The following is a 21,296-nucleotide window of genomic DNA, read 5'->3' as shown; positions in this document are numbered from 1 at the left end:
CATCTCCATATCTCTTATACAGCTTGAAGTAGCTGTGTATGAACTGATTATACTCAAACAAAGCCTGATGGCAATTGATAATACCGGATTTATCATCCCACATGCGACAATCTGAACAAATCCCCTCACTTTCGGGCTTTGAACATCGTGGACAATTATTCCTACCAGCTAAGGGCGCCAACTCTTGGCGACATAAATTACAAATATAATTAGGCACTATCTCTTTAAATAGAAATATTTCTTTTATTTTCAAATTATTATTTATAGCATTACCACAATTGAGACATTTCATTTTTTTGCTTGCTGATTCAAATAACGGATTTCATCACATGCCAAACGAATTTGTTGATTGTAAGCTTGATAATAAAAATGAACTTGATCGTCATAAGAATCTTTACCCCTTCCTGCCCGACCAGCTATTTGAATCAATGCTGTTTTAGAGAATTCTTTAGCCTGTGCGTCTAAAACTATGACCATAATCTTTTTGAAAGTTACCCCTCGCTCCAAAATAGTCGTCGTTAAGATACCTTGAACCTTTTGTTCTCGAAACTGTTGAACTTTTTCCAAACGTTGATCATCTTTTGAACTAACATCGACAAATGTTAATAATGGATATAATTTCTTTAATTGCTTAGCAAATTGTTTCATAGCGGGAATTTGTGGAAAAAACAACATGAAACGCTGCTTGGTTTTTATTAATCGCTTCAACAATAACCTTAAACGAGGATTGATTTTCCAAAATTGCGTTGGTTTCAACAACAGATGACAATGTGGTTCCGGTAAAGGGTGACCGTGAAACCTTTGATATAATCGAGTGATTGAGATTTTTTGTTGTTTTACTTGCGTTAACAATTCTTTAGGTGGCGTTGCTGACAAATAGACAATCATCCCCACATCCTTTTTAGCCTTCTTAATTGCATGGTGTAACATCTGATTGCCAGCTAACGGATAAGAATCAACTTCATCAATCACCAGAACATCAAAGGCTTTTTCAAAACGGATCAGTTGATGAACTGTTGCTAACATAATTTGGGTTAAATGATATGGCTCTTCGCTGCGACCATGAAATAAACCCACAGTCGTTTTAGGAAAAACTTTTTGAATCCGTGGAAACAACTCAATACAAACATCGACTCGAGGTGAACAAATAGCAATACGTTGACCTTGTTGTAAAACTTGTTCAATCAAGGGGAAAATCATTTCTGTTTTGCCTGCACCAGTCACTGCCCAGACTAGATGATCACAATGCTGTTGAAAGGCTAAAATCAGCTCTCTCACACCTTTAGTTTGATTAGTAGTCAATTGACCGTCCCAAACTAAATAATCCTCCTGCTGTGGGAAATTGAGGTTTGTCGGCGTAATCAGTAACTGCTCGTCTATCTGAATCTTGCCTAAATTGATACAATTACGACAATATTGAAACTTAATCGGCAACTTTTTAATCTCCATTAGGCAACGACGACAAAATAGTTTATCATTTTTCTTAAACGTGGCCGCAACGATTTCACCACCACAATTCTGCAAATACATTAAAGTTTCAGGTTTGAGGTCGGTGGTCTTGATAATTCGTCCACCTAAATATTCATTTAAATTATCCATACTAAATACTACGTAAAGGAGAGACACTCTTTGCAAAATTATAAAACAATTGCCAAAACAGGCAGTCACGAAAAGGAAATCAAAAAATCCCGTTTTATCGCACACATCGCTCAGACTTTTTCTGAAGCAGAAGCTAACGAATTCATTCAAAAAATCCGTGAGCAAGAATCTGGTGCAACACATAACTGTACAGCGTTTATCGTACTTGAGAATGTCAAAATTGAACGGATGTCCGATGATGGTGAACCTAGCGGTACAGCCGGGTCTCCGATTCTTAATGTATTACAGCAACAAGACCTCCAAAACGTCACTGTCGTCGTTACTCGTTATTTTGGTGGTATCAAATTAGGTGCTGGCGGTTTAATCAGAGCTTACTCGTCAACGACCGCTGAAGCAGTTAAGGAGATCGGTTTGGTCGAAAATCGAATTCAACAAGGTTTTGAATTGACCATCCCTTATCACATGTTCGACAAATTCGATAACTATGCTCGTAACGAACAAATCACCTTGGAAAACAAGCAATTTACTGCTGATGTAAAATGTGAAATCTATTTGGATTTAACTAATGTTGATGAGAGTATTCAAAACATCAAAGATCTCTTTCAAAATCAAATTATCATTAAAGAAACTGAGAAAAAATATAAACAAGTTCCTATCGAAGCAAATTAAACAACAAGTTTAGATTCAAAATCTAAAGGTTGAAAGAATCAAAACATACTTTAAGTCTTGATATTCTAAATATTATTGACGAAAAAATAATCAAGTTAAACAGTAATACTCCAATTTATTTACGTTTAATCAAAAACGAAGGATGAATTAGCCGGAAGAAGCAAGAATTTAGGTCGCTGTGAAGGTTGCGTTAGCGCTTTAGCGCTTACACCACGGGACGAGTTTTGAAACTCGCGTTTTGTGCGAGGTTCAAAATCGAGCCGAAAGACCTTGGCTTTCGGCGGTCCCCACAGCGACCTAAATTTCTTGCTTCTGGAGGCGGTCTATAACCATCTCCACAGCATATTTAACTTTCAACCTTCAGTTCAAAATCTCAAAGTTCAAAAAACACCTCTTAAAAAGTCTAATTCACTTTTTAGGAGGTGTTTTTTTGCATAATTCTTTATTCATACTTACCGACATTCATAATAAAGGTTTTATAATCATAATTTCCCTTCATCGATTTCTGCTCTCTTTGCGACTGACTGTACATCCCACGATATTTTGAATAATCCTTAAACATATTATTACGAATTCCCGTTGGAATTGATTCCCAGTCAACAAAATTAATTCTAGAAACATATATCCCCCGGTGTTCAACCATCGCATAAGGTTTATCAACTGGTGGCAGTCCGCCGTAAAACGTTAGAAACGACGAGGTTCCCCATGCGTCATCTGTTACAACCATATTTTTGAACGGTGATCCTAAAGCCTTCTTCTTTTCTTTCGAACTAGTTTCCACCTTTGTATAGTCTGAAGCGGCGGCTGTCTTTTCAGTTGGTAAAGCTGCATAACCAATCCGGGTTTTAAGTAATGGATTGAATCGGTCAACTAACTCATTTTCATATTGATATTGTGACAAGAAGACGTATCCGCCACCTAAAATAACAAACAACACTCCAATTACAATCAACAAGTGTTTATAAGTTCTCTTCAACTTCAAATCTTTATCAATTTTTTCCACTGTTCCCGTATCCCCCTTTAAAAATTCATCTAAGGAAACATTCAGGATAGAACTGAGATTGATCAACAAAGAAATATCGGGATAAGTTCGGCCGGTCTCCCAACTCGAAACTGTTTTATCTGAAACATTCAACTTCATAGCTAATTGTTTCTGCGTTAAATTTTCTTGTTTACGATACTTCTTTAATTGCTCACTTAATTCCATTTCTGTGCTCCTCAATTTGTATTTAAAAGGTGTTGCTTTATATATACCACCCACCAAATGTGGAACTCAATAGATTCAAGGTCTATCGGTTGTGGAATTAACTCTGAGTACAAAAAAAGCAGGCGCTATAACGACGCTTGCTAATCTTTCTTTTCTAATCGTTTAACAAATTTTTGAATAGCCTTTAATAGTGGCTGACGATTGTCTCCTAACAACCCGATTGATTCGATGAAAAGTTCCAAACCGAACAAGACACCAATAGTCAATAACACGCTACCCCACAAAGTTGATAGTGGATAAAGCATTGAAATAAAGGCAAAGACTAATGATAAACCATAAATAACTAATACTGTCTGACGATGTGATAAACCTAATTGCATCAATCTGTGGTGCAAATGATGTTTATCAGCTTGCATAATTGGCTTTTTATTCAGAAGTCGTCTCAAGATTGCATAAACAGTATCGGTAATTGGCACACCCATGATAACAACAGGCATTAATAAGGTGATAAATGTAACGTTCTTCAAACCCTTTAGTGAGAAGACTGCCATCATAAAGCCAATAAATAACGAACCTGTATCACCCAAGAAGATGCTAGCTGGATGGAAATTGTGCGGTAAGAAGCCAACTAAGGCCGCTACCATCGCAAAAATCCAAATAGCAACATAGACGTTTGTCATATTCAAGAAGAAGTAGGCCATAACACCCATTGTGAACAACGCTATGATTGAAACCCCAGTGGCTAATCCATCTAGCCCATCAATCAAGTTGACCGCATTAGTAATGGCAATAATCCAAATAATCGTAATTGGCAAACTCCACCAACCTAATTCAAACGAACCGATTATTGGCAACGTTACTTCATTCATCCTGATTCCGGCTAAGAAATAAATCACCAAGGCTGCAGCTAAAATACCAGCTAGTTTAGCTTTCGGTGATAACTCGCGAATATCATCAATGATCCCAGTCAAAATGATGATACATTCAGCCAAGAACACACTGAACAACTCATGTGTTGGGAATTGTTCACGTAATAAGACGAACGTTGAAAAGTTAAACGCAATAAAAATAGCCAGCCCACCCATCGTAGGCATTGGCTTAATATTTACTCGCCGAGCATTTGGTTTATCCACAGCTCCTAAAATATAGGCCAACTTCACTACAAAAGGAGTTATTGCAGCCGATAGAATCATCGTTAAAAATAATTTTACTATTACACTAAACATACCCGACATTTTTAGAAAAACTCACTTTCCATTAATAAAAACAATTATACAATATCTATACCCATGGTGCTAGTTAGTCCCTTATTGAAAATTACGCTAAAAGGTTTATTCTCTCGCAATTACAGCGATTATTATCCTAAATCAAAAATATCAAAAGATTTGCGCAATATTATGACGATTAATCTTTATTAGCAACTTAAATCATCTCTATGTTCCTAAAATAAATCCACTATATTTAAAAAAAATTCAAACTATCTAACTAAAGATTGAAGGATTCAAAATTAACTAAGCTGTAATACTCCAATTTATTTACTATTGATTCCAAACAAAGAATGAACTAGCCGGAAGAAGCAAGAATTTAGGTCGCTGTGAAGGTGGCGTTAGGGATTTTATCCCTTACACCACGGGACGACTTTTGAAACTCGCGGGTTTTGCGAGGTTCAAAATCGAGAATGGAGACCGCTCTTTGGCTCCAATCGGTCCCCACAGCGACCTAAATTTCTTGCTTCTGGAGGCGGCCCTATTACCAGCTTCACAGCATATTTAAGAAAAAGAAATAAAAAAGAGTGTACCGCTTAGATACACCCCTCAATAATTACTTCGCTAATTCAACTTTTCTAATTTCACGAACAACTGTAACTTTAATATGACCTGGATATTCAAGGTTATCTTCAATTTCACCTTTCATATCACGAGCTAAAATTGCAGCTTGGTCATCAGAAATTTCCTCTGGTTTAACCATGACACGAATCTCATGACCAGCTTGAATTGCATAACTATGATCAACACCTTCATGCTTGTTGGCAATCTCTTCTAGTTTTTCAAGACGGTGGATATAATTCTCCATCGACTCTGATCTAGCACCAGGACGTGATGCTGAAATAGCATCAGCCGCAGCAACGATTGTCGCAATCAATGATGTTGGTTCTACATCCCCATGATGTGAAGCAATCGTATTAATGACTACTTCTGGTTCTTTATACTTAGTTGCGATATCAACACCAATTTCAACGTGTGATCCGTCAACTTCACGATCGATAGCTTTACCGATATCGTGTAATAAACCTGCTCGTTTTGCTAACATAACATCTTCACCCAGTTCAGCAGCCATTACAGCGGATAATTTAGCTACTTCAATTGAGTGATTCAAAACATTTTGACCGTAACTCGTACGATATTCCATTCGTCCAATAATCTTAATCAAATCAGGGTTCATGGAGCTAATGCCCAAACTATAAACAGTTTGTTCACCGACTTCACGAATATGGTCGTCCATTTCTTTTCTGGACTTATCAACCATTTCCTCAATACGTGCTGGATGAATCCGACCATCTTCAATTAATTTCTCCAAAGCCATTCGGGCGATTTCTCGTCTGACAGGATCATAAGCACTCAAAGCGACTGCTTCAGGAGTATCGTCAATAATTAAATCAACACCTGTAAGCGCTTCAATAGTACGGATATTTCTACCCTCACGGCCAATGATTCTCCCCTTCATGTCTTCATTAGGCAATGTAACGGTTGTGACAGTTGATTCAGAAACTGTATCAGCTGCACTTCTTTGGATAGCAGCAACGATTAATGCCTTAGCGTCTTTTTCAGAACGTTGTTTAGCTTGTTCGTCACTTTCCTTAATCATCTTGGCACGTTCATGGACTAATTCCTTGTTCAATTTATCAAGAATTATCTTTCTTGCTTGTTCACGAGTTAAGTTACTTACTCTAGTCAGCTCCGCTTGCTGTTCTTTAAGAGTATCAGTCAATTGTTTATCTTTTTCATCAAGTTTATGTTGTCGTGCTGAAATATTATTCTCATTATTTTCGATATTTTCCTCACGCTTTTCAAGCGATTGGTCTTTTTTATCCAAAATGTCTTGTCGTTCGAGAACTCTATTCTCTTGTTTCTGAACATCGCGACGACGTTCCTTCAATTCATCTTCTTGTTTCTCACGATATTGATGAATCTCATCTTTGGCTTCCAGCAAAGTTTCTTTTTTAAGAGACTTTGCAGCCTTTTTAGCGTCTGAAACGATATCCGCAGCAGTTTGTTTTGCTTGTGAAAGTTTTTTCTCGTACGCGTCTTTACAGAGAGCATATCCGAAAAGAACACCTACGATTAATGTTACTATAGCGAAAGAGAAGGTTATGATAGCAGGATACATGCCATCACCTCCATGTTTGCTTTTAAAATAGTTTGTTTGTAAAACACATATGTTACAGAATATTTACATACAACTTAATATTATAGAATAAATATTGCCTGTCAACCAAATAAAACGAAAAAAAGAGACTTAATCAGCCTCTTTTTTTGTTTATTCGGTTTCTTTTTTATCAGAATCAAGATTTAAATCGATATTGCTATCGTCATCTTTAGCTTTATCATCGGATTTATCTGCTTCTTTTTTATCTGCAGCTTCCTCTTCTGGTTTGCCATCCATGCCATAAGCATCACGGACCTTCTTCTTGATCTCTTCCATTTTTTCAGGATTCTCTGCCAAGTATGTCTTCGCATTCTCACGTCCTTGACCAATACGTTCATCACCGTATGAGTACCACGAACCGGACTTGTCGATAATATCCTTATCAACCGCCATATCAACCAATTCACCAGTTTGAGAAATACCTTTACCATACATGATATCAACAAGGGCAACCTTAAATGGAGGAGCTACCTTGTTCTTAACAACTTTAATCTTAGTACGGTTACCAATAACATCAGAACCGTCTTTGATTTGTTCAGCACGACGTACTTCAAGTCTAATTGTTGAGTAGAACTTCAAAGCACGACCACCTGGTGTTGTTTCAGGGTTACCAAACATGATACCAACTTTTTCACGAATTTGATTAATGAAAAGTGCAATTGTCTTAGTCTTGTTGATTGAACCAGAAAGCTTACGCAAAGCTTGTGACATCAAACGAGCTTGTAGACCAACATGGGCATCACCCATTTCACCTTCAATTTCGGCACGTGGAACCAATGCAGCAACTGAATCGACGACGACGATATCAACAGCACCACTGGATACCAAGGCATCAGCAATTTCTAGACCTTGTTCACCAGTATCAGGTTGTGATAGCAATAAGTCATCAATATTAACACCCAAAGCAGTAGCATATGCAGGATCCATCGCATTTTCGGCATCAATATAAGCGGCAGTACCACCTTGTTTTTGTACTTCTGCAACAGCGTGCAAAGCAACAGTTGTTTTACCAGAACTTTCAGGTCCATAGATTTCAACGATTCTACCACGTGGAAATCCACCAACACCAAGAGCATTATCAAGGGCTAGTGAACCAGTGGAAACAGTTGAAATTTGGGTGTTAAGATCATCACCCATTCTCATAATGGCACCTTTACCAAAATCCTTTTCAATCTTTTTTAAGGCTACATCCAAAGCCTTTTGTCGTTCATCTTTAGCCAAATCGATTTCCTCCTAATGCATTCATCACTAGATATATTATTAGTAATTCATCAAAAAAGCAAGAAAAAAGCGAACAAATGTTTGTTCGTTATATAATTTCTTGAACGAGAGCAAATCCACAAAGAACTGATTTTTCACGGATTGCTTGTCTGGAACCTGTGAAATGAAATTCTTTGACTATTTCTTCGTTGTTTGTACCGTTATAAGCGCCGATAAAGACTGTTCCAACGGGGTTTCCTTCTAATGAATCAGGACCCGCTACGCCCGTAAAACCAACTCCAATGTCTGCTGATAACTTCTTAGCAGACAATTTAGCCATTGCTTGGGCAACTGGTGTACTGACAACCGTAAACTGTTCAATCAGCTGTGGATCCATCCCTAAGAGCTGAATTTTAACCTCATCAGCGTATGTTACAAAACCACCGTCAAAGACATTAGAAGCTCCTGGAACAGACGCAACAGCTGCCTGAAACATCCCTGCAGTTAAACTTTCAGCTGCAGTTATCTTCAATTCTTTTTCCTTTAACAAATCCACTGTCTGTGTTGAAAAATTTGCATATTCAGCAGGCAGACCGTTTTCAAAATCAGCTACTTCAACAGTTTTAAAAATTTCAGCTATATCTTTCATTGCTCTCACTTTCAAACTACGTATTATGATTTAAAAATTTCACGACTTTGCCAGAAATAATCAGCACCAGAGTAAATTGTGAAGATCAAACAAATATATAAGAAAATCTCTCCGATAGGAATATTGATGGCTGAGAAGAAAATATTGTGCATCAATAAGAAAATAATTGCGAGCATTTGTGTTGTTGTTTTGATTTTACCAGGCATTTGAGCGGCCATTACAGTACCACCGACTTCCAATACAATCGTTCTCAAACCAGTTACGGCCAATTCACGACAAACGATAATTGCAACAACCCAAGCTGGAGCCATTTTGAAACTTACTAAGAAAATAAAGGCCGTCATAACGAGCATTTTATCAGCCAATGTATCGGCAAACTTACCGAAGTTAGAGACTAAGTTGTACTTACGAGCAATTTTACCGTCAAGTAAATCAGTTAATGAAGCCACGATGAAAACAACCGTTGCTAGAACGTGATTCATTGGAATCAAATCATTGGCAACGTAGATATCACCTAAACCTGACCAGCTAAATGCTAATAAAATAATGAAAACTGGAATTAAAATAATTCGTAACACTGTGAGTTTATTTGGTACATTCCAAACCATTAAAACATCCTCCAAAATTTGTTTTCTGACAAAATAATGAGAGTGGGACAAAACATGGTCAGCTTTCGAGCATTAAGGCGAACAAGACTAGTAATCCGATGGATTGCTAGTCTTGTTTGGTTTAAGCGGAAAAAGCTATGTTTTGTTCCACGTTTATGCTGCATGTTTAAAGGCAAAAATATATTTGTCCCAGACCCATTATTTTATTTTTCAATATTAAATGTCAAAGTTCGAACAATAGTGCTACCACTTTGGACTTTTGACAAATCAACGGCTTTACCGTCAATTGTCACCTTAGTGTTTGTAACATTACCAGTTTGAACAGTGAATGTTGTTGTATCACTTGGTACAGTCGTTGACTTCTTTTCGCCAGAGCTCAAAGCTTGTTGCCAAGTAGTATTTGAACCTTCGCTGAATTGAACCCAAGCTTGACCACCACTACCTTCAACAACGACTTTTACACCGCTAGTTGGAGCATTAGTAATTGAATAAGTACCTTCAGTACTTGATTCCTTAACTGTCAATTCATTTGAAGTCTTCGCAGCAGCTTTCTTTGTTGTTGTCTTTTTAGCTGTTGTGGTCTTCTTAGTACTCTTTTTCTTAGTTGTTTGTGTTGTATTGTCCTTAGGAATCGTTACGCTTGAAGCGTTTTGATTACGATGTACCATACCAAAGGCAATTACACCAATAATAACCAGGACTACAATACCAACAACGATTTGAGGAATATAGTTACCTAGGTTAGAGAAGAATGAGTTTGATTCTTCTTTAATAGTACGAGTTTTTGTTTCTTCAGGCGTAGATTCTTGTGTTGGTTGAGAATTAGGAATATCTGCCTTATATTCTTCCAACAAGTCATCACTTGAGATACCAACGGCATCAGAGTATTGCTTGATAAAAGCTCGAACATAAAAATCACCAGGAAGGTGATCAAATTGACCTTCTTCAATAGCGATTAAATATCTTTTTTGAATTTTGGTGATCTGTTGTAAATCATCAATTGTGTAACCCTTTTTGATACGAGCATTTCTTAACTTTTGGCCAATTTCGTCCATTATTTACCACCGATTAACTAATTTTTCTAAGTATAACATATATTATTATCCAACTACTAGCGACCTTATAGTAACCAGCCACCCGCAAAATAAATTGTTTGTCCTGTCAGATAATTTGATTTTATATTAACGAGATAACTGACTAAATCAGCTATTTCATCGGGATTCGCCAGCCGGTCAGCTGGAATTTCATCCTTAACACTTGCCAAATCTTCACTCGAAAATTCTTGTGTATTCATCTTCGTATTGACAGCACCAGGAGCTACGACATTGACCGATAGGCCCAATGAAGCAACTTCCTTAGCATACGCATCCGCAAATGAAGACATCGCACCTTTAACGGTACTGTAAACCACTTCCATGGCTGAACCAACTTTGCCATAAATTGAACCAATAAAAACGACTCGACCGTGATGAGTCTTGGCTAATTTATCTTGTAACTGTTTCAAAATCAAAATTGGTAATTTAACGTGGATATTCCACAACGAGTCGATTTCCTCTTCGGAGATATCAACTAATAACTTGTAGTAAGTATTCCCTTGCGCAAAGACAACTGCATCAAGGCCAAAAATTTGTTTCGTCAAATCTTCAACCTTGTCGTGTTCCATATCAAACTTAATTGGTATGAAGTCTTGTTTGGGGTACTTTGCCACTAATTCCGTTCGCAGTTCATCAATTCGTTCCCGATTACGATTGTAATGCAGGTACAATGACCAACCCTTTTCAGCTAGATTCTTAGCAGTACTAGTTCCAATATCGCCAGAACTGCCCATTACTAATGCGTACATTTTCTACTTCCCATTTGGCAAAAGATTATAGTAGGTACAATTATCGTCTTGTAAAAACTTGTCAGAAATTGCTAAAACATCATCCTTACTGATTGAATCAATCATATGAATCAATTCTAAATAATCGACATCATAGAAATATAATTCAGCCATTTGATTGGCAATCGCCTCAGGTGAGTTTTGAGCAAATAAGTATGAGCCAATTGCATCACGCTTAATACGTTCGAATTTAGCATCCGACAAAACATCCTTGAGTTCCTTATAAGAAAGATGATTATGCAAATATTCTTGAAATTTTTCAGGATTATTAGTAGACCCACTAATTATGATAAAACAATAGTTATTTTCTGCAACAACATTATAAGAAAAACTATCATCAATCAAATTTAAACGGCTCATTTCTTGATAATTTTTCGATGACTCACCAATCAATGTTTCCATAACCATATTTAGTTCAAATTGTTTCTTAACTAAATCATAGCCCGTCATTTGGGTATCAATACGAATACCATAAGCTGAACGAGCTTGTGTGATATCCATTTTTTCTTGACCACCTTGACCAATTGGCTCAAATTGATTGAATGTTTTAACATATGGTTGGTCAATCGTATGAAAATCAGAATTCTCAATAATATTTTCAACTTTTTCGAACTCAACATCACCAACTAAGACAATATTCATATTGTCCGGACGATAGTTTTGACGATATGTTTCAAGCAAGTTTTGATTATTGATTTGTTGTAACGAAGCTGTTGACCCAGCAATATCTTCTGCAATTGGATCATTTGGATAAAGTTGGCTGAGAATGCGTTGTTCTAAGACCCACTCTGGCATATCCAAATACATCTGAATTTCTTGGTCGATAATACCGCGTTCGGACGCCACATTTTTTTCAGTGAAATAAGGATGTTGAATCAAATCTAATAACACTTTTAAATTGTCATATGGGTTCTCTAACGTCTGGAACAAGTAACCAGTCTTAGTGTAACTAGTGTACGCATTCGAATTAGCCCCATACTTGGCAAATTTCTCTGAAATATCATAATCAGGTTTAGCAAATAATTTATGTTCAATAAAATGTGCAATCCCTGCAGGCAACGTCTGTGTGCCAGCCTTAGTATCAACGGAACCAAAGTTAGTCATAGCTAAGCCATAAACTTGGCTAAAACCTGCTAATGGAACAACACTGATTTGCAAGCCATTAGCTAATTTCTTCGTTTGTTTCTCTAATTTCTCTGTCATCCTAATCTCCAATCAATTGATACTGAGCAATTGCGTGCATATGGTCAGCTACACTTGCAATGTGTTTCTTATCCAAATTACTCAATTCAGCTTCAAACTGAGCATCAGTTAAGAGTGTCTTTGGATAAACCGTCTCCCAAATACTGCGCATAATATAATGCTGAATCGTATCACTGGAAATCTTGCGTTGCGTCAACATTACTTTTTGCGCATGTTCAACTTGAGCATCGGTGAATTGACCCTGCTTGATAAAGTTGATTTGTTGATTTATCAAATCTAACGCCTTATCAACTGAATCCGCATCTAAACCGGCTTGAATCATAACTAAATGACTGATGGGTTGATACGTACTCGAGACAGAATAAGCCAAACTGTTCTTTTCACGAACTTGTAAAAAGAGTTGTGATTGATCATCGCCACCAAGAATCAAGTTCATAATTTGTGGAGCTAAACGATTGAAGTCCTTTGAAACTCCCTTTGTAGCATAGGCTAAGGCAATTCGACTTTGATTCAAATGTTTATGATCGATTTGGCTAGCAGGATTAACAATTAAATTATCAAATTTTTCAAATTTAATCGTTAAATCTTGCCGATCATTTTGCAATTCCGTGTTGAAAATACTGTCATTCAATTCGGCTAAGAATTCATTTTCGTCAACATTACCTACAACGTTGATCACCACAGTATCGTTTTTGATTACGTCTTGGTAACTCTTCAATAGATCAGCATTAGTTAAGTCTTTCAATTCCTCAATGCTACCAAAAATTGGTACCTGACGATCGGGATTATCACGATAAATCAATTTGGCTAAGCCTAATGAGCTAACCAAATCTTGATTATCTTGAATCGACATTAAATTTGACATCAAATTACGTTTCTCTGTCTCAAATGCTGTTTCATCAAACTGATTTCCTGCCAAATTAGGTTTAAAAATTATCTCGCCTAATAAATCTAAATTATCTTTCAACTGTGTTTTGCCATCAATTAAGAAATTAGGATCAGCAAATTCCACACTGAATGCTAAATCATTAAAGTTAAGCAAGTTGCGCGTATAGACGTTGATCTCTGATCCATAAAGTTCCATTTCTCGGTCATTTATCGCCCGAAAACTAGGATAATCCTTTGTTGAGTTCGACATTACATTAGCCAATAAGCGACGTGTTGTTGTCTCTTCCTTGTTTAAAGGACGTAGAAAATCGACTTGAATCTTGATAGTACGAAACTTTTTAATGGGATTGATATTTAAGAAAATATTCTTTGCTAGTGTTTTTCTCAATTTTTCACCTGATTTTTTCTAATTGTTTCAAGCTGTTCGGGGGTTATTAATACTTTTCGAGGCTTACTTCCCTCTGAAGGTCCTACGATACCCCGATTTTCCATCTCGTCAACCATTCGGGCAGCACGATTATACCCAATCGCAAACCGTCTTTGAAGCATGGAGACACTGGCTGATTGTTGTTTAACTATCAATTCAACCGCATCTTCCCAATATTCATCTTCTGGTTTATCACCGTCTGATCCGCCTTCATCAACATCGGTTGGAATCATATCTTCATCGTACTCAGCTTGTTGCTGTTCACTAACGAATTTAACCACATTTTCAACTTCCGATTCAGAAATATAAGCTCCTTGAAGTCGAACTGGTTTACTCTTACCAATTGGTTGGAACAACATATCACCACGACCAAGCAGTTTCTCAGCTCCAACTGAATCAAGAATCGTTCGTGAATCGACACCACTTGAAACGGCAAAAGCAATTCTTGAAGGAATATTGGCTTTGATCAAACCTGTAATAACATCAACAGATGGACGTTGCGTCGCGATAATAATGTGTAGCCCAGCCGCACGAGCCATTTGGGCCAACCGAACGATAGCTGCTTCAACTTCATGTCCAGCAACCATCATCAAGTCAGATAGCTCATCGACTATAACGACGACATATGGCAAACGTTCCATTTTATCCTCGTCAGCTGCTGTTTTATTGAATTTATCGACATCATCATTATATTCACCAATATTACGATGACTCGTTTCAGCAAATAGCTTATAACGCCGTTCCATTTCCTTAACAGCCTTTTGCAAAGCACCAGCTGCTCTTCTAGCATCCGTTACAACCGGAATCAACAACTGCGGAATACCGTTATAAACATTCAACTCAACCATCTTTGGATCAATTAAAATCAATTTCACTTCATTTGGTTTAGCTTTCATCAAGATACCAGTAATAATCGTATTGATAGCGACAGATTTACCACTACCAGTTGAACCCGCAATTAGTAAATGGGGCATCTTGGTAATATCAGCTTCAATAATATTACCTGAAACATCCTTACCTAGTGGTACGACCAATGGATGTGTCTTATCTTTTTGACGCTCAGTAATATCTCTAAACGATACCGTTGAAGTAGTCTTGTTAGGAACTTCAATTCCGACAAATGGTTTCCCAGGAATCGGCGCTTCAATACGGATATCTTTCGCTGCTAGAGCTAACGCTAAATCGTCAGCCAAGTTAACAATTTTACTTACCTTGACTCCGACAGCTGGTTGAACTTCATACTTAGTAATTGTAGGTCCTAAACTAGCTTTCTTAACTTCTACATCAACCCCAAAACTCTTAAAGGTCTGACGCAATTTATCTTTATTTTCCTCAATCAAATGTACTTCAGACGTTTGATCTGTTTGTGGAACTTGTTTCAATAAATCAGTCGTTGGTAATTTGTAATCATCATTATTAACTGTACCCTCAGTCTTTTTAGAACTAACCGGGTCAGGCAAATCCTTATCTTTCGTCCCATCAATCCCATAAGGCTTCGACAGTACGTCAGCAGTCTTCGTATCGTCCACCTCAGGCGTTACAGTCGGACTAGCTTGAGGAACACCTTCAATCTTGAAATCTTCCTCTGGTGTCTCATCATGGCTTTGAAAACTACCTAAGCCATCGGCAATCTTACTGCCATCACGAGTAACTTCAGGCGCTTCATACGTTGATTTTGCCGTTGGCGCAGTCTTTTGACGAGGCGTTTTGCGGTTATCAACGTAATTATTGTAGTGACCTGAAATAATATCCTTTAACTTAAGAGCCAAATGTTTACATTTAACTAGCAAGTCTGTCGTTACAATTGAAACTTGTTTCATCGTGACATTAAATAACATCAAGACACCGATAAAAATAATCAATGCTGTCACAAAGTAAGTTCCAATACTTGAGAACATTGGCATGAAGAAACTGTATAGATACGAGCCAATCATTCCTCCACCGACTGAGCCATCAACTGAGACTTGCGTCATATCGGCAGCTAGGGTGTTCCATGTGACGAGATTATAGTTGTGATACAGAGACATACTGGAAAAGAAGATGCCATGTAAAATAATTAATGATCCTAAATATATGAATAATAGTCCAAAACTACGTTTCGGCGTCATAACGGGTATTCGTCCTGTGGCAATTATAACGGCACCAATGAAGATGCTGACAATCAACAAGACCGGATAACTGTCGCCGACAAAAATACGATATAAGTTATCGAATGTTTTACCGACAATGCCGAATTTAAATAGTCCTAAAACCGACAGAATAATCCACAACAAACTGACTAATGAGCGAATCAGCCGTGAATTATCAACTGTTTTTTTTCTCTTTCTAGGCGTTGCACTTGCCTTTTTTCTAACCATAAGTACCTCACATGAGTTTAAAAGTAATCATCTAAAATTATACCTTTTTTGAGCCTTAAAAAAAACAGCCCAACTGGACTGTTTATATCTTATATATTGTTAGTTAAATATGCCGTCTCCAGAATCGAGAAATAGTTACTGGCTATGCGGACCGGTCTGAGCCAAGGTCTCAGACCTCGGTTTGAAGCCTCGCAAGCGAGTCTCCAAACACGCCCGGTGCTGTAAGCACGGGAAACCCACCCGTACTAACACCACTTTCACAGCCAGTAACTATTCTCGATTCCTCCGACTGAAGTCTTTTCAAACTCTAAATTTCCGAAGACGAACGAGGCCATATTCAGTTATTCCGAATTTGTTATTGAAATTGATGGTGACAAATTAACTGACACCACAAGTATATTTTCTCTGCTCTATAAATAGAATACTTTATTTATCTTCTTTATTTTTTGATTCTTCAGCTCTCAACTCTTCAACTGCTTCATTAGGTGTAATCTCAGCATTATTAGTAAAGTTGAGTGAAACGCCATGATTCAATGTAACACTAGTTACTTGATATGTTAACGTTTCGATGTATTCAACAACTGGGCGTGACAATTGTTGGACTTGTTTGGCATCTAAGTCTTGGATTTCGCCGTGGAAACCAATTGGTTGAACGACTTGGCCGATTAGTCCGGAAACTTTGAATGGTGCATCTTCCATATGAATTTCAAAAGGAACGACTACTTGGAGAATTTTACCTTCATCTTCGGGTAAAAGTTGACCATTTTCATCCTTTAAACCAGGATGTTCGATATTAATATTCAAATCAGTCTTCGTATCGGCTGTTGGTGCTTCGACATCGTAATGAAATGATTGAACTGTAACTTCACCTTTATTAATTTTCATATTCTTTTTCCCCTAATCTAATTTATCGTGTTCATAATGATGACTTAATTCTAGTCCAGCAAAATGTTGTTGACGAACGGCTTCATAAATTACTAAAGCTGCACTATTGGATAAATTCAACGCACGAATATTATCGCTCATTGGAATACGTAAGCATTTTTCTGGATTACGTCGCATGAAATCTTCAGGTAAACCAGTTGTTTCTTTACCAAACAAGAAATAGTGATCAACTGATGTATCGCTAAAATCTTGGTCACTATAAATTTTATCAGAAAACTTTGTGATCAAATAGAGATACTTGTCATCAGGAATTGATTTTAAGAAGGCATCCAAATTGTCATGATAAGTAATGTCTACTTTATTCCAATAATCTAAGCCTGCACGTTTCATGTGTGCATCGTCAGTATTGAATCCGAGTGGACGGATAAGGTGCAATTTAGTATTCGTACCTGCACAAGTTCTAGCAATATTACCAGTATTGGCTGGCATCAATGGTTCATACAATGCAATATGATTAGTCATTATCTATTCTCCTTAAAATTAAAAAAGCGCATCTCCTCGGTGATAACCACAGCAAGGACATGCGCTAGTATAGCCTCTTGTTTACTTGCTTTTGTCAAAATCACTCCTGAGAAAAACAAATAACCACAAAACTCATTAGCTAGTATATACGATATATACGGTCTATACAATGAAATTTTGAATTATTTATGAACTTTCTCCGAATTATTTGTGTCTTCAGCTTCATCAACTTCTTTTGTTTCCAGCAATTCTTCTTCAGTATACCAAGTTGAATTACGTTTGAACCAATTGAAAATTCTTGTAAAGATAATCTTCAAAATGGCAAAGATTGGAATACCTGCAATCATACCGATAAGTCCATACATACCTGCAGAAACTAACAAAACTAAAATCGTCGTTACAGGATGCATTTGCATCTTATTACCCACAATGATTGGTGAGATAACACGTGTTTCAACGGTCTGCTCAACTGCGAAAACAATTAAAACTTTTAAGACCATGGATGGCGCAATGAACGCCGCAATGACTAGTGAAGGTACCAAGGCCAATGTTGAGCCGATATAAGGAATCAAGTTCAAAATACCTGCAACGATACCTAAAATCAAAGCGTAACGCTGACCGATAATGAGATACCCAACGAAGAACATGACTGCCACCCAGAAGGCAACTGTCAACTGACCTGTAATATATGAACTCAATGATTGACTAATTTCGGACAACATATCGCCCACTGAAGTCTTAATACGGTCAGGCATAAACTTGATAATCGATTCCTTGAATTTCTTATCATCTTTTAACATGAAGAATAAGATAAATGGAGCTGTCATTAAAATAATCACAACATTCGTCAACACACTGACAGCTGAACTAATATTGTTCATCGTCTGTGGTAAAATCTGGTCCATCGATTTTTCAAAACTCTTTGTAACACTAGCATTCGTCTCTACTAGACGTTCTTTAACAAGATGCAACTTCGGATCAGAAAACATATTTTGTAGACTCTTATTCAAAGAATTCCAATACTGTGGCCAATTTTTGACTAATGAATCAACTTGGCTTTGTACGAACGGAATCAAGGACATAACGCCCCAAATCAATAGTGCCAAAATAATGATAAAGACAAAGGTAATTGAAAGTATTCGATTAACATGGAATTTACTTTCCAAAACATTGATCAGTGGATTGATCAAATAATATAACACCAAAGCTAAGATAACTGGTGGCATCGTAATTCCTAAAATTTGATCGACTGGTTTGAAAACAAAACTGATTTTCGAAAATAAGAAAATAATCAAAAATACCAAAAATATATTAATCAAAACTACCGTCAGCTGATTATTGAGAAACCATTTGTAAAACCAACTTTTTTTTCTCTCTGGCGTTTCTTTCATAGACTGCTCCCCAAAAATTTTCTAGTAAGATTATACTGTATATTATAATACTATATATTATTTGGAGGAATTGATAATGATTGAAAAGGTTCTCTTTAGTGGTTACACCAAAAAAGCCGGTAAAGGCGTTTATTCCGCAGAATTTAATTCTGATAATGGTGAACTAACTACCCCTAAAGTCCTAGTTGAATTGAATGGACCAACTTACATTGATGTAACGAACGATATGAAATTGATTGCCCTCGCAAAAAAAGATGACCGTGGCGGTATCGTAGTTTATGATATTTCGACTGACGAGCCAAAACTTTTGGACGAAGATTTTTCTGAAACAACTTCACCTTCATACGTTAAATTTGACCCAAGTCGTAATTTAATTTTTAGTGCTTACTTCCACTTGAGCAAAGTTAAAATCGACCATTTAACAGCTGATGGTAAAATTGAACACTACTCAGAAGTTAAATTTGAAGGTCATGGTCCTCGTGTTGAACAAGACCAATCAAAACCTCACTTTAGCGCTTTGACACCAGATGGAAAATTGATTATTTGTGATTACGGTGCTGACCGCATTTATATTTACGATATCGACAATCCCAAAGAACCAAAATTGATGAACAATTACATTGCTCCATCAGGTTATGCTCCTAGACATTTAGTCTTTAATCCTACTAAACCATATGTCTATGTTGCCTGTGAATTATCATCCAAGATTCTTGTTATGAAATATGATGCAGAATCAGCTCGCCTAACGTTAGTTGATGAAGCAGACGCTGCTAAAGATGAACAAAAGAACACGACTGCCGCAATTAGAATTAGTAAAGATGGCAAGTTCCTTTACGCTTCAACTCGTGGTGCTGATACTATTATGGCCTTCAGTGTTGACAAAGACGGTGACCGTCTCAAGAAACTTGGTACAGTTGCAACAGGTAAAGGACCTCGTGATTTTGACCTTGATCCATCTGAAAAATATGTCATCTCTGCCAATCAAGATTCAGACGACTTGTCTATTTTCAAGCGTAATCCTAACAAGGGAATCTTGACCAAATTGGAAAATAATATTGCTATTCCCGAGTGTACTTGTGTACACTTTATCTAGCTTTAAATTTTAACAATCGAAAGTTAAATTTGCCGTTTCCGGTTGTGAGAGATTTTTGCCCGCATAGCAGATGAATTCTCTTAGCTCTGGAGACGGCTTTCAACTTTTATTAATGCAGGAGAGTAGTCATGTTCATTGAAATTATTAAAACCATCATCCTTGGTATCATCGAAGGTTTTACTGAATTTCTACCTATCAGTTCTACTGGACACTTGTATTTAGCTGATGAATTCATTAAATTGAACGAATCAAAAGCTTTTATCAACATGTTCATGGTAGTTATTCAATTCGGTGCCATTTTAGCGGTTATCCTTATTTACTTTCACAAGTTGAACCCTTTCTCACCTAAGAAAAATCACCGTGAGAAGAGTCAAACTTGGAGTATTTGGTTCAAAGTTTTAGTCGCTATCTTACCTTCAGTAATTATCGGTTTACCTTTAAACGACTGGATGGATGCTCATCTAACTAGCTGGCAAGTTATTTCTGCCACATTGTTAATTTACGGTATTCTTTTCATCGTTGTCGAAAATTGGCTTAAGGACAAACGTCCACAAACAGCTGATCTCGAAAGTCTTTCATACAAAACTGCCTTAGAAATTGGGCTCTTCCAAGTCCTTTCCCTAGTTCCTGGTACATCACGTTCCGGAGCTACTATCTTGGGTGGTATGACTGTTGGTACATCAAGATTCGTCGCCACAGAATTTTCATTCTTCTTGGCTATCCCAACAATGTTTGGTGCTAGTTTATTGAAGATCGTAAAATACTTCATGAAGGGCAATGTCTTCACTGGTAGTCAAACAATCATCTTACTTGTTGGTACTTTAGTATCATTTATCGTTGCTTACGCTTCAATCAAGTTCTTACTTGATTATATTAAACGTAACGACTTCAAGGCATTTGGTTGGTATAGAATTATTTTAGCTATCATCGTAATTGCTTACTTTGGTATCAAAGCTATGGTTGCTTAATTTTAATCCAGATAATCTTTCAGGTTATCTGGATTTTTTATTATCTTTAATTATGCCGTCTCCGGTGGCAAATGATTTAACCTGCTGTGTGGACCGGTCCCAGCCAAGGTCTGGTACCTCGCTTTTGAACTTTGCAAAACCCGCGAATTTCAAAAGACGTCCGTGCTGTAAGAACGGCAAAAACCGCCGCCCTAACACCACCTTCACTGCAGGTTAAATCATTTACCCCCTACGACTAGATTATTCCGCAATATTTTTTACTTTATGATTAAGATTCTCCATTAAGAAAAATAAATCGTAGGCAAATTTTATAATCAAGTTA

The 21,296-nt window shown here is 37.1% G+C and carries 18 protein-coding genes; 3 read left to right on the top strand and 15 right to left on the bottom strand.

What is annotated here, in order from left to right:
* Window positions 1–288 precede the first annotated feature (288 nt).
* Complete coding sequence (locus tag FD31_RS10720) at window positions 289–1,599, bottom strand: DEAD/DEAH box helicase family protein (RefSeq protein ID WP_057892776.1); 1,311 nt, start codon at window positions 1,597–1,599, stop codon at window positions 289–291.
* Window positions 1,600–1,629: 30 nt separating this feature from the next.
* Between FD31_RS10720 and FD31_RS10715 the strand changes: the two genes are divergently transcribed.
* The gene (locus tag FD31_RS10715; RefSeq protein WP_057892775.1) at window positions 1,630–2,268 is read left to right on the top strand and encodes a YigZ family protein; all 639 of its coding nucleotides are present in this window, start codon (window positions 1,630–1,632) and stop codon (window positions 2,266–2,268) included.
* A gap of 442 nt (window positions 2,269–2,710) precedes the next feature.
* Here the strand turns inward: FD31_RS10715 and FD31_RS10710 are convergent, their stop codons facing one another.
* From FD31_RS10710 to FD31_RS10645, 14 genes are all read right to left on the bottom strand, one after another.
* Complete coding sequence (locus FD31_RS10710) at window positions 2,711–3,475, bottom strand: helix-turn-helix transcriptional regulator (protein WP_083483653.1); 765 nt, start codon at window positions 3,473–3,475, stop codon at window positions 2,711–2,713.
* A 140-nt stretch (window positions 3,476–3,615) separates the two neighbouring features.
* Entirely contained in the window at window positions 3,616–4,701 is a 1,086-nt protein-coding gene (locus tag FD31_RS10705; protein ID WP_057892796.1) for a glycosyltransferase family 4 protein, read from the bottom strand.
* 595 nt (window positions 4,702–5,296) lie between these two features.
* Window positions 5,297–6,862 carry a ribonuclease Y gene (rny, locus tag FD31_RS10700; protein ID WP_057892774.1) on the bottom strand — a complete coding sequence of 522 codons (1,566 nt, stop codon included), beginning with the start codon at window positions 6,860–6,862 and terminating at the stop codon, window positions 5,297–5,299.
* 150 nt (window positions 6,863–7,012) lie between these two features.
* Complete coding sequence (recA, locus tag FD31_RS10695; RefSeq protein WP_057892773.1) at window positions 7,013–8,122, bottom strand: recombinase RecA; 1,110 nt, start codon at window positions 8,120–8,122, stop codon at window positions 7,013–7,015.
* Window positions 8,123–8,210: 88 nt separating this feature from the next.
* Entirely contained in the window at window positions 8,211–8,750 is a 540-nt protein-coding gene (locus FD31_RS10690) for a nicotinamide-nucleotide amidohydrolase family protein (RefSeq protein ID WP_057892772.1), read from the bottom strand.
* A 23-nt stretch (window positions 8,751–8,773) separates the two neighbouring features.
* Complete coding sequence (gene pgsA / locus FD31_RS10685) at window positions 8,774–9,358, bottom strand: CDP-diacylglycerol--glycerol-3-phosphate 3-phosphatidyltransferase (protein ID WP_057892771.1); 585 nt, start codon at window positions 9,356–9,358, stop codon at window positions 8,774–8,776.
* A 203-nt stretch (window positions 9,359–9,561) separates the two neighbouring features.
* On the bottom strand, window positions 9,562–10,413 hold the full coding sequence (locus tag FD31_RS10680; RefSeq protein ID WP_057892770.1) for a helix-turn-helix domain-containing protein: 852 nt from the start codon (window positions 10,411–10,413) through the stop codon (window positions 9,562–9,564).
* Window positions 10,414–10,478: 65 nt separating this feature from the next.
* Complete coding sequence (ymfI, locus tag FD31_RS10675; protein WP_057892769.1) at window positions 10,479–11,201, bottom strand: elongation factor P 5-aminopentanone reductase; 723 nt, start codon at window positions 11,199–11,201, stop codon at window positions 10,479–10,481.
* A gap of 3 nt (window positions 11,202–11,204) precedes the next feature.
* Window positions 11,205–12,443, bottom strand: coding sequence for an EF-P 5-aminopentanol modification-associated protein YfmH (yfmH, locus tag FD31_RS10670; RefSeq protein WP_057892768.1), 1,239 nt, complete (start codon window positions 12,441–12,443; stop codon window positions 11,205–11,207).
* 1 nt (window position 12,444) lies between these two features.
* Window positions 12,445–13,719 (bottom strand): EF-P 5-aminopentanol modification-associated protein YfmF, encoded by a 1,275-nt coding sequence (gene yfmF, locus FD31_RS10665; protein ID WP_057892767.1) that lies wholly within the window; start codon window positions 13,717–13,719, stop codon window positions 12,445–12,447.
* Window positions 13,716–16,115: a DNA translocase FtsK gene (locus FD31_RS10660; RefSeq protein ID WP_057892766.1), complete on the bottom strand. Its 2,400-nt coding sequence runs from the start codon at window positions 16,113–16,115 to the stop codon at window positions 13,716–13,718. The genes yfmF and FD31_RS10660 overlap by 4 nt, the downstream gene beginning before the upstream one ends.
* A 426-nt stretch (window positions 16,116–16,541) precedes the next feature.
* A complete protein-coding gene (locus tag FD31_RS10655; RefSeq protein ID WP_057892765.1) occupies window positions 16,542–17,000 on the bottom strand; it encodes a DUF1149 family protein in 459 nt (152 codons plus the stop codon).
* A 12-nt stretch (window positions 17,001–17,012) separates the two neighbouring features.
* Window positions 17,013–17,522, bottom strand: coding sequence for a tRNA (uridine(34)/cytosine(34)/5-carboxymethylaminomethyluridine(34)-2'-O)-methyltransferase TrmL (gene trmL, locus FD31_RS10650; RefSeq protein WP_057892764.1), 510 nt, complete (start codon window positions 17,520–17,522; stop codon window positions 17,013–17,015).
* A 182-nt stretch (window positions 17,523–17,704) separates the two neighbouring features.
* Window positions 17,705–18,913: an AI-2E family transporter gene (locus FD31_RS10645; protein ID WP_057892763.1), complete on the bottom strand. Its 1,209-nt coding sequence runs from the start codon at window positions 18,911–18,913 to the stop codon at window positions 17,705–17,707.
* A gap of 76 nt (window positions 18,914–18,989) precedes the next feature.
* On the opposite strand from FD31_RS10645, the gene FD31_RS10640 reads away from it, so the two are divergent.
* Complete coding sequence (locus FD31_RS10640) at window positions 18,990–20,006, top strand: lactonase family protein (RefSeq protein WP_057892762.1); 1,017 nt, start codon at window positions 18,990–18,992, stop codon at window positions 20,004–20,006.
* A gap of 128 nt (window positions 20,007–20,134) precedes the next feature.
* Window positions 20,135–20,974, top strand: coding sequence for an undecaprenyl-diphosphate phosphatase (locus tag FD31_RS10635; RefSeq protein WP_057892761.1), 840 nt, complete (start codon window positions 20,135–20,137; stop codon window positions 20,972–20,974).
* The last annotated feature ends 322 nt before the right edge of the window (window positions 20,975–21,296 follow it).

The sequence above is a fragment of the Companilactobacillus nantensis DSM 16982 genome (assembly GCF_001435815.1).
In the GTDB taxonomy this organism is placed as follows: Bacteria; Bacillota; Bacilli; order Lactobacillales; family Lactobacillaceae; genus Companilactobacillus; species Companilactobacillus nantensis.
This window is presented reverse-complemented; position numbering and strand designations above follow the sequence as displayed.

What these genes read in the sequence shown, in the direction of transcription:
- FD31_RS10720 (WP_057892776.1), bottom strand. Translation starts at nt 1,599, where the DNA reads ATGGATAATTTAAATGAATATTTAGGTGGACGAATTATCAAGACCACC.
- FD31_RS10635 (WP_057892761.1), top strand. Translation starts at nt 20,135, where the DNA reads ATGTTCATTGAAATTATTAAAACCATCATCCTTGGTATCATCGAAGGT.
- FD31_RS10660 (WP_057892766.1), bottom strand. Translation starts at nt 16,115, where the DNA reads ATGGTTAGAAAAAAGGCAAGTGCAACGCCTAGAAAGAGAAAAAAAACA.
- FD31_RS10705 (WP_057892796.1), bottom strand. Translation starts at nt 4,701, where the DNA reads ATGTTTAGTGTAATAGTAAAATTATTTTTAACGATGATTCTATCGGCT.
- trmL (WP_057892764.1), bottom strand. Translation starts at nt 17,522, where the DNA reads ATGACTAATCATATTGCATTGTATGAACCATTGATGCCAGCCAATACT.
- FD31_RS10680 (WP_057892770.1), bottom strand. Translation starts at nt 10,413, where the DNA reads ATGGACGAAATTGGCCAAAAGTTAAGAAATGCTCGTATCAAAAAGGGT.
- FD31_RS10640 (WP_057892762.1), top strand. Translation starts at nt 18,990, where the DNA reads ATGATTGAAAAGGTTCTCTTTAGTGGTTACACCAAAAAAGCCGGTAAA.
- ymfI (WP_057892769.1), bottom strand. Translation starts at nt 11,201, where the DNA reads ATGTACGCATTAGTAATGGGCAGTTCTGGCGATATTGGAACTAGTACT.
- FD31_RS10690 (WP_057892772.1), bottom strand. Translation starts at nt 8,750, where the DNA reads ATGAAAGATATAGCTGAAATTTTTAAAACTGTTGAAGTAGCTGATTTT.
- FD31_RS10645 (WP_057892763.1), bottom strand. Translation starts at nt 18,913, where the DNA reads ATGAAAGAAACGCCAGAGAGAAAAAAAAGTTGGTTTTACAAATGGTTT.
- pgsA (WP_057892771.1), bottom strand. Translation starts at nt 9,358, where the DNA reads ATGGTTTGGAATGTACCAAATAAACTCACAGTGTTACGAATTATTTTA.
- FD31_RS10655 (WP_057892765.1), bottom strand. Translation starts at nt 17,000, where the DNA reads ATGAAAATTAATAAAGGTGAAGTTACAGTTCAATCATTTCATTACGAT.
- yfmH (WP_057892768.1), bottom strand. Translation starts at nt 12,443, where the DNA reads ATGACAGAGAAATTAGAGAAACAAACGAAGAAATTAGCTAATGGCTTG.
- rny (WP_057892774.1), bottom strand. Translation starts at nt 6,862, where the DNA reads ATGTATCCTGCTATCATAACCTTCTCTTTCGCTATAGTAACATTAATC.
- FD31_RS10710 (WP_083483653.1), bottom strand. Translation starts at nt 3,475, where the DNA reads ATGGAATTAAGTGAGCAATTAAAGAAGTATCGTAAACAAGAAAATTTA.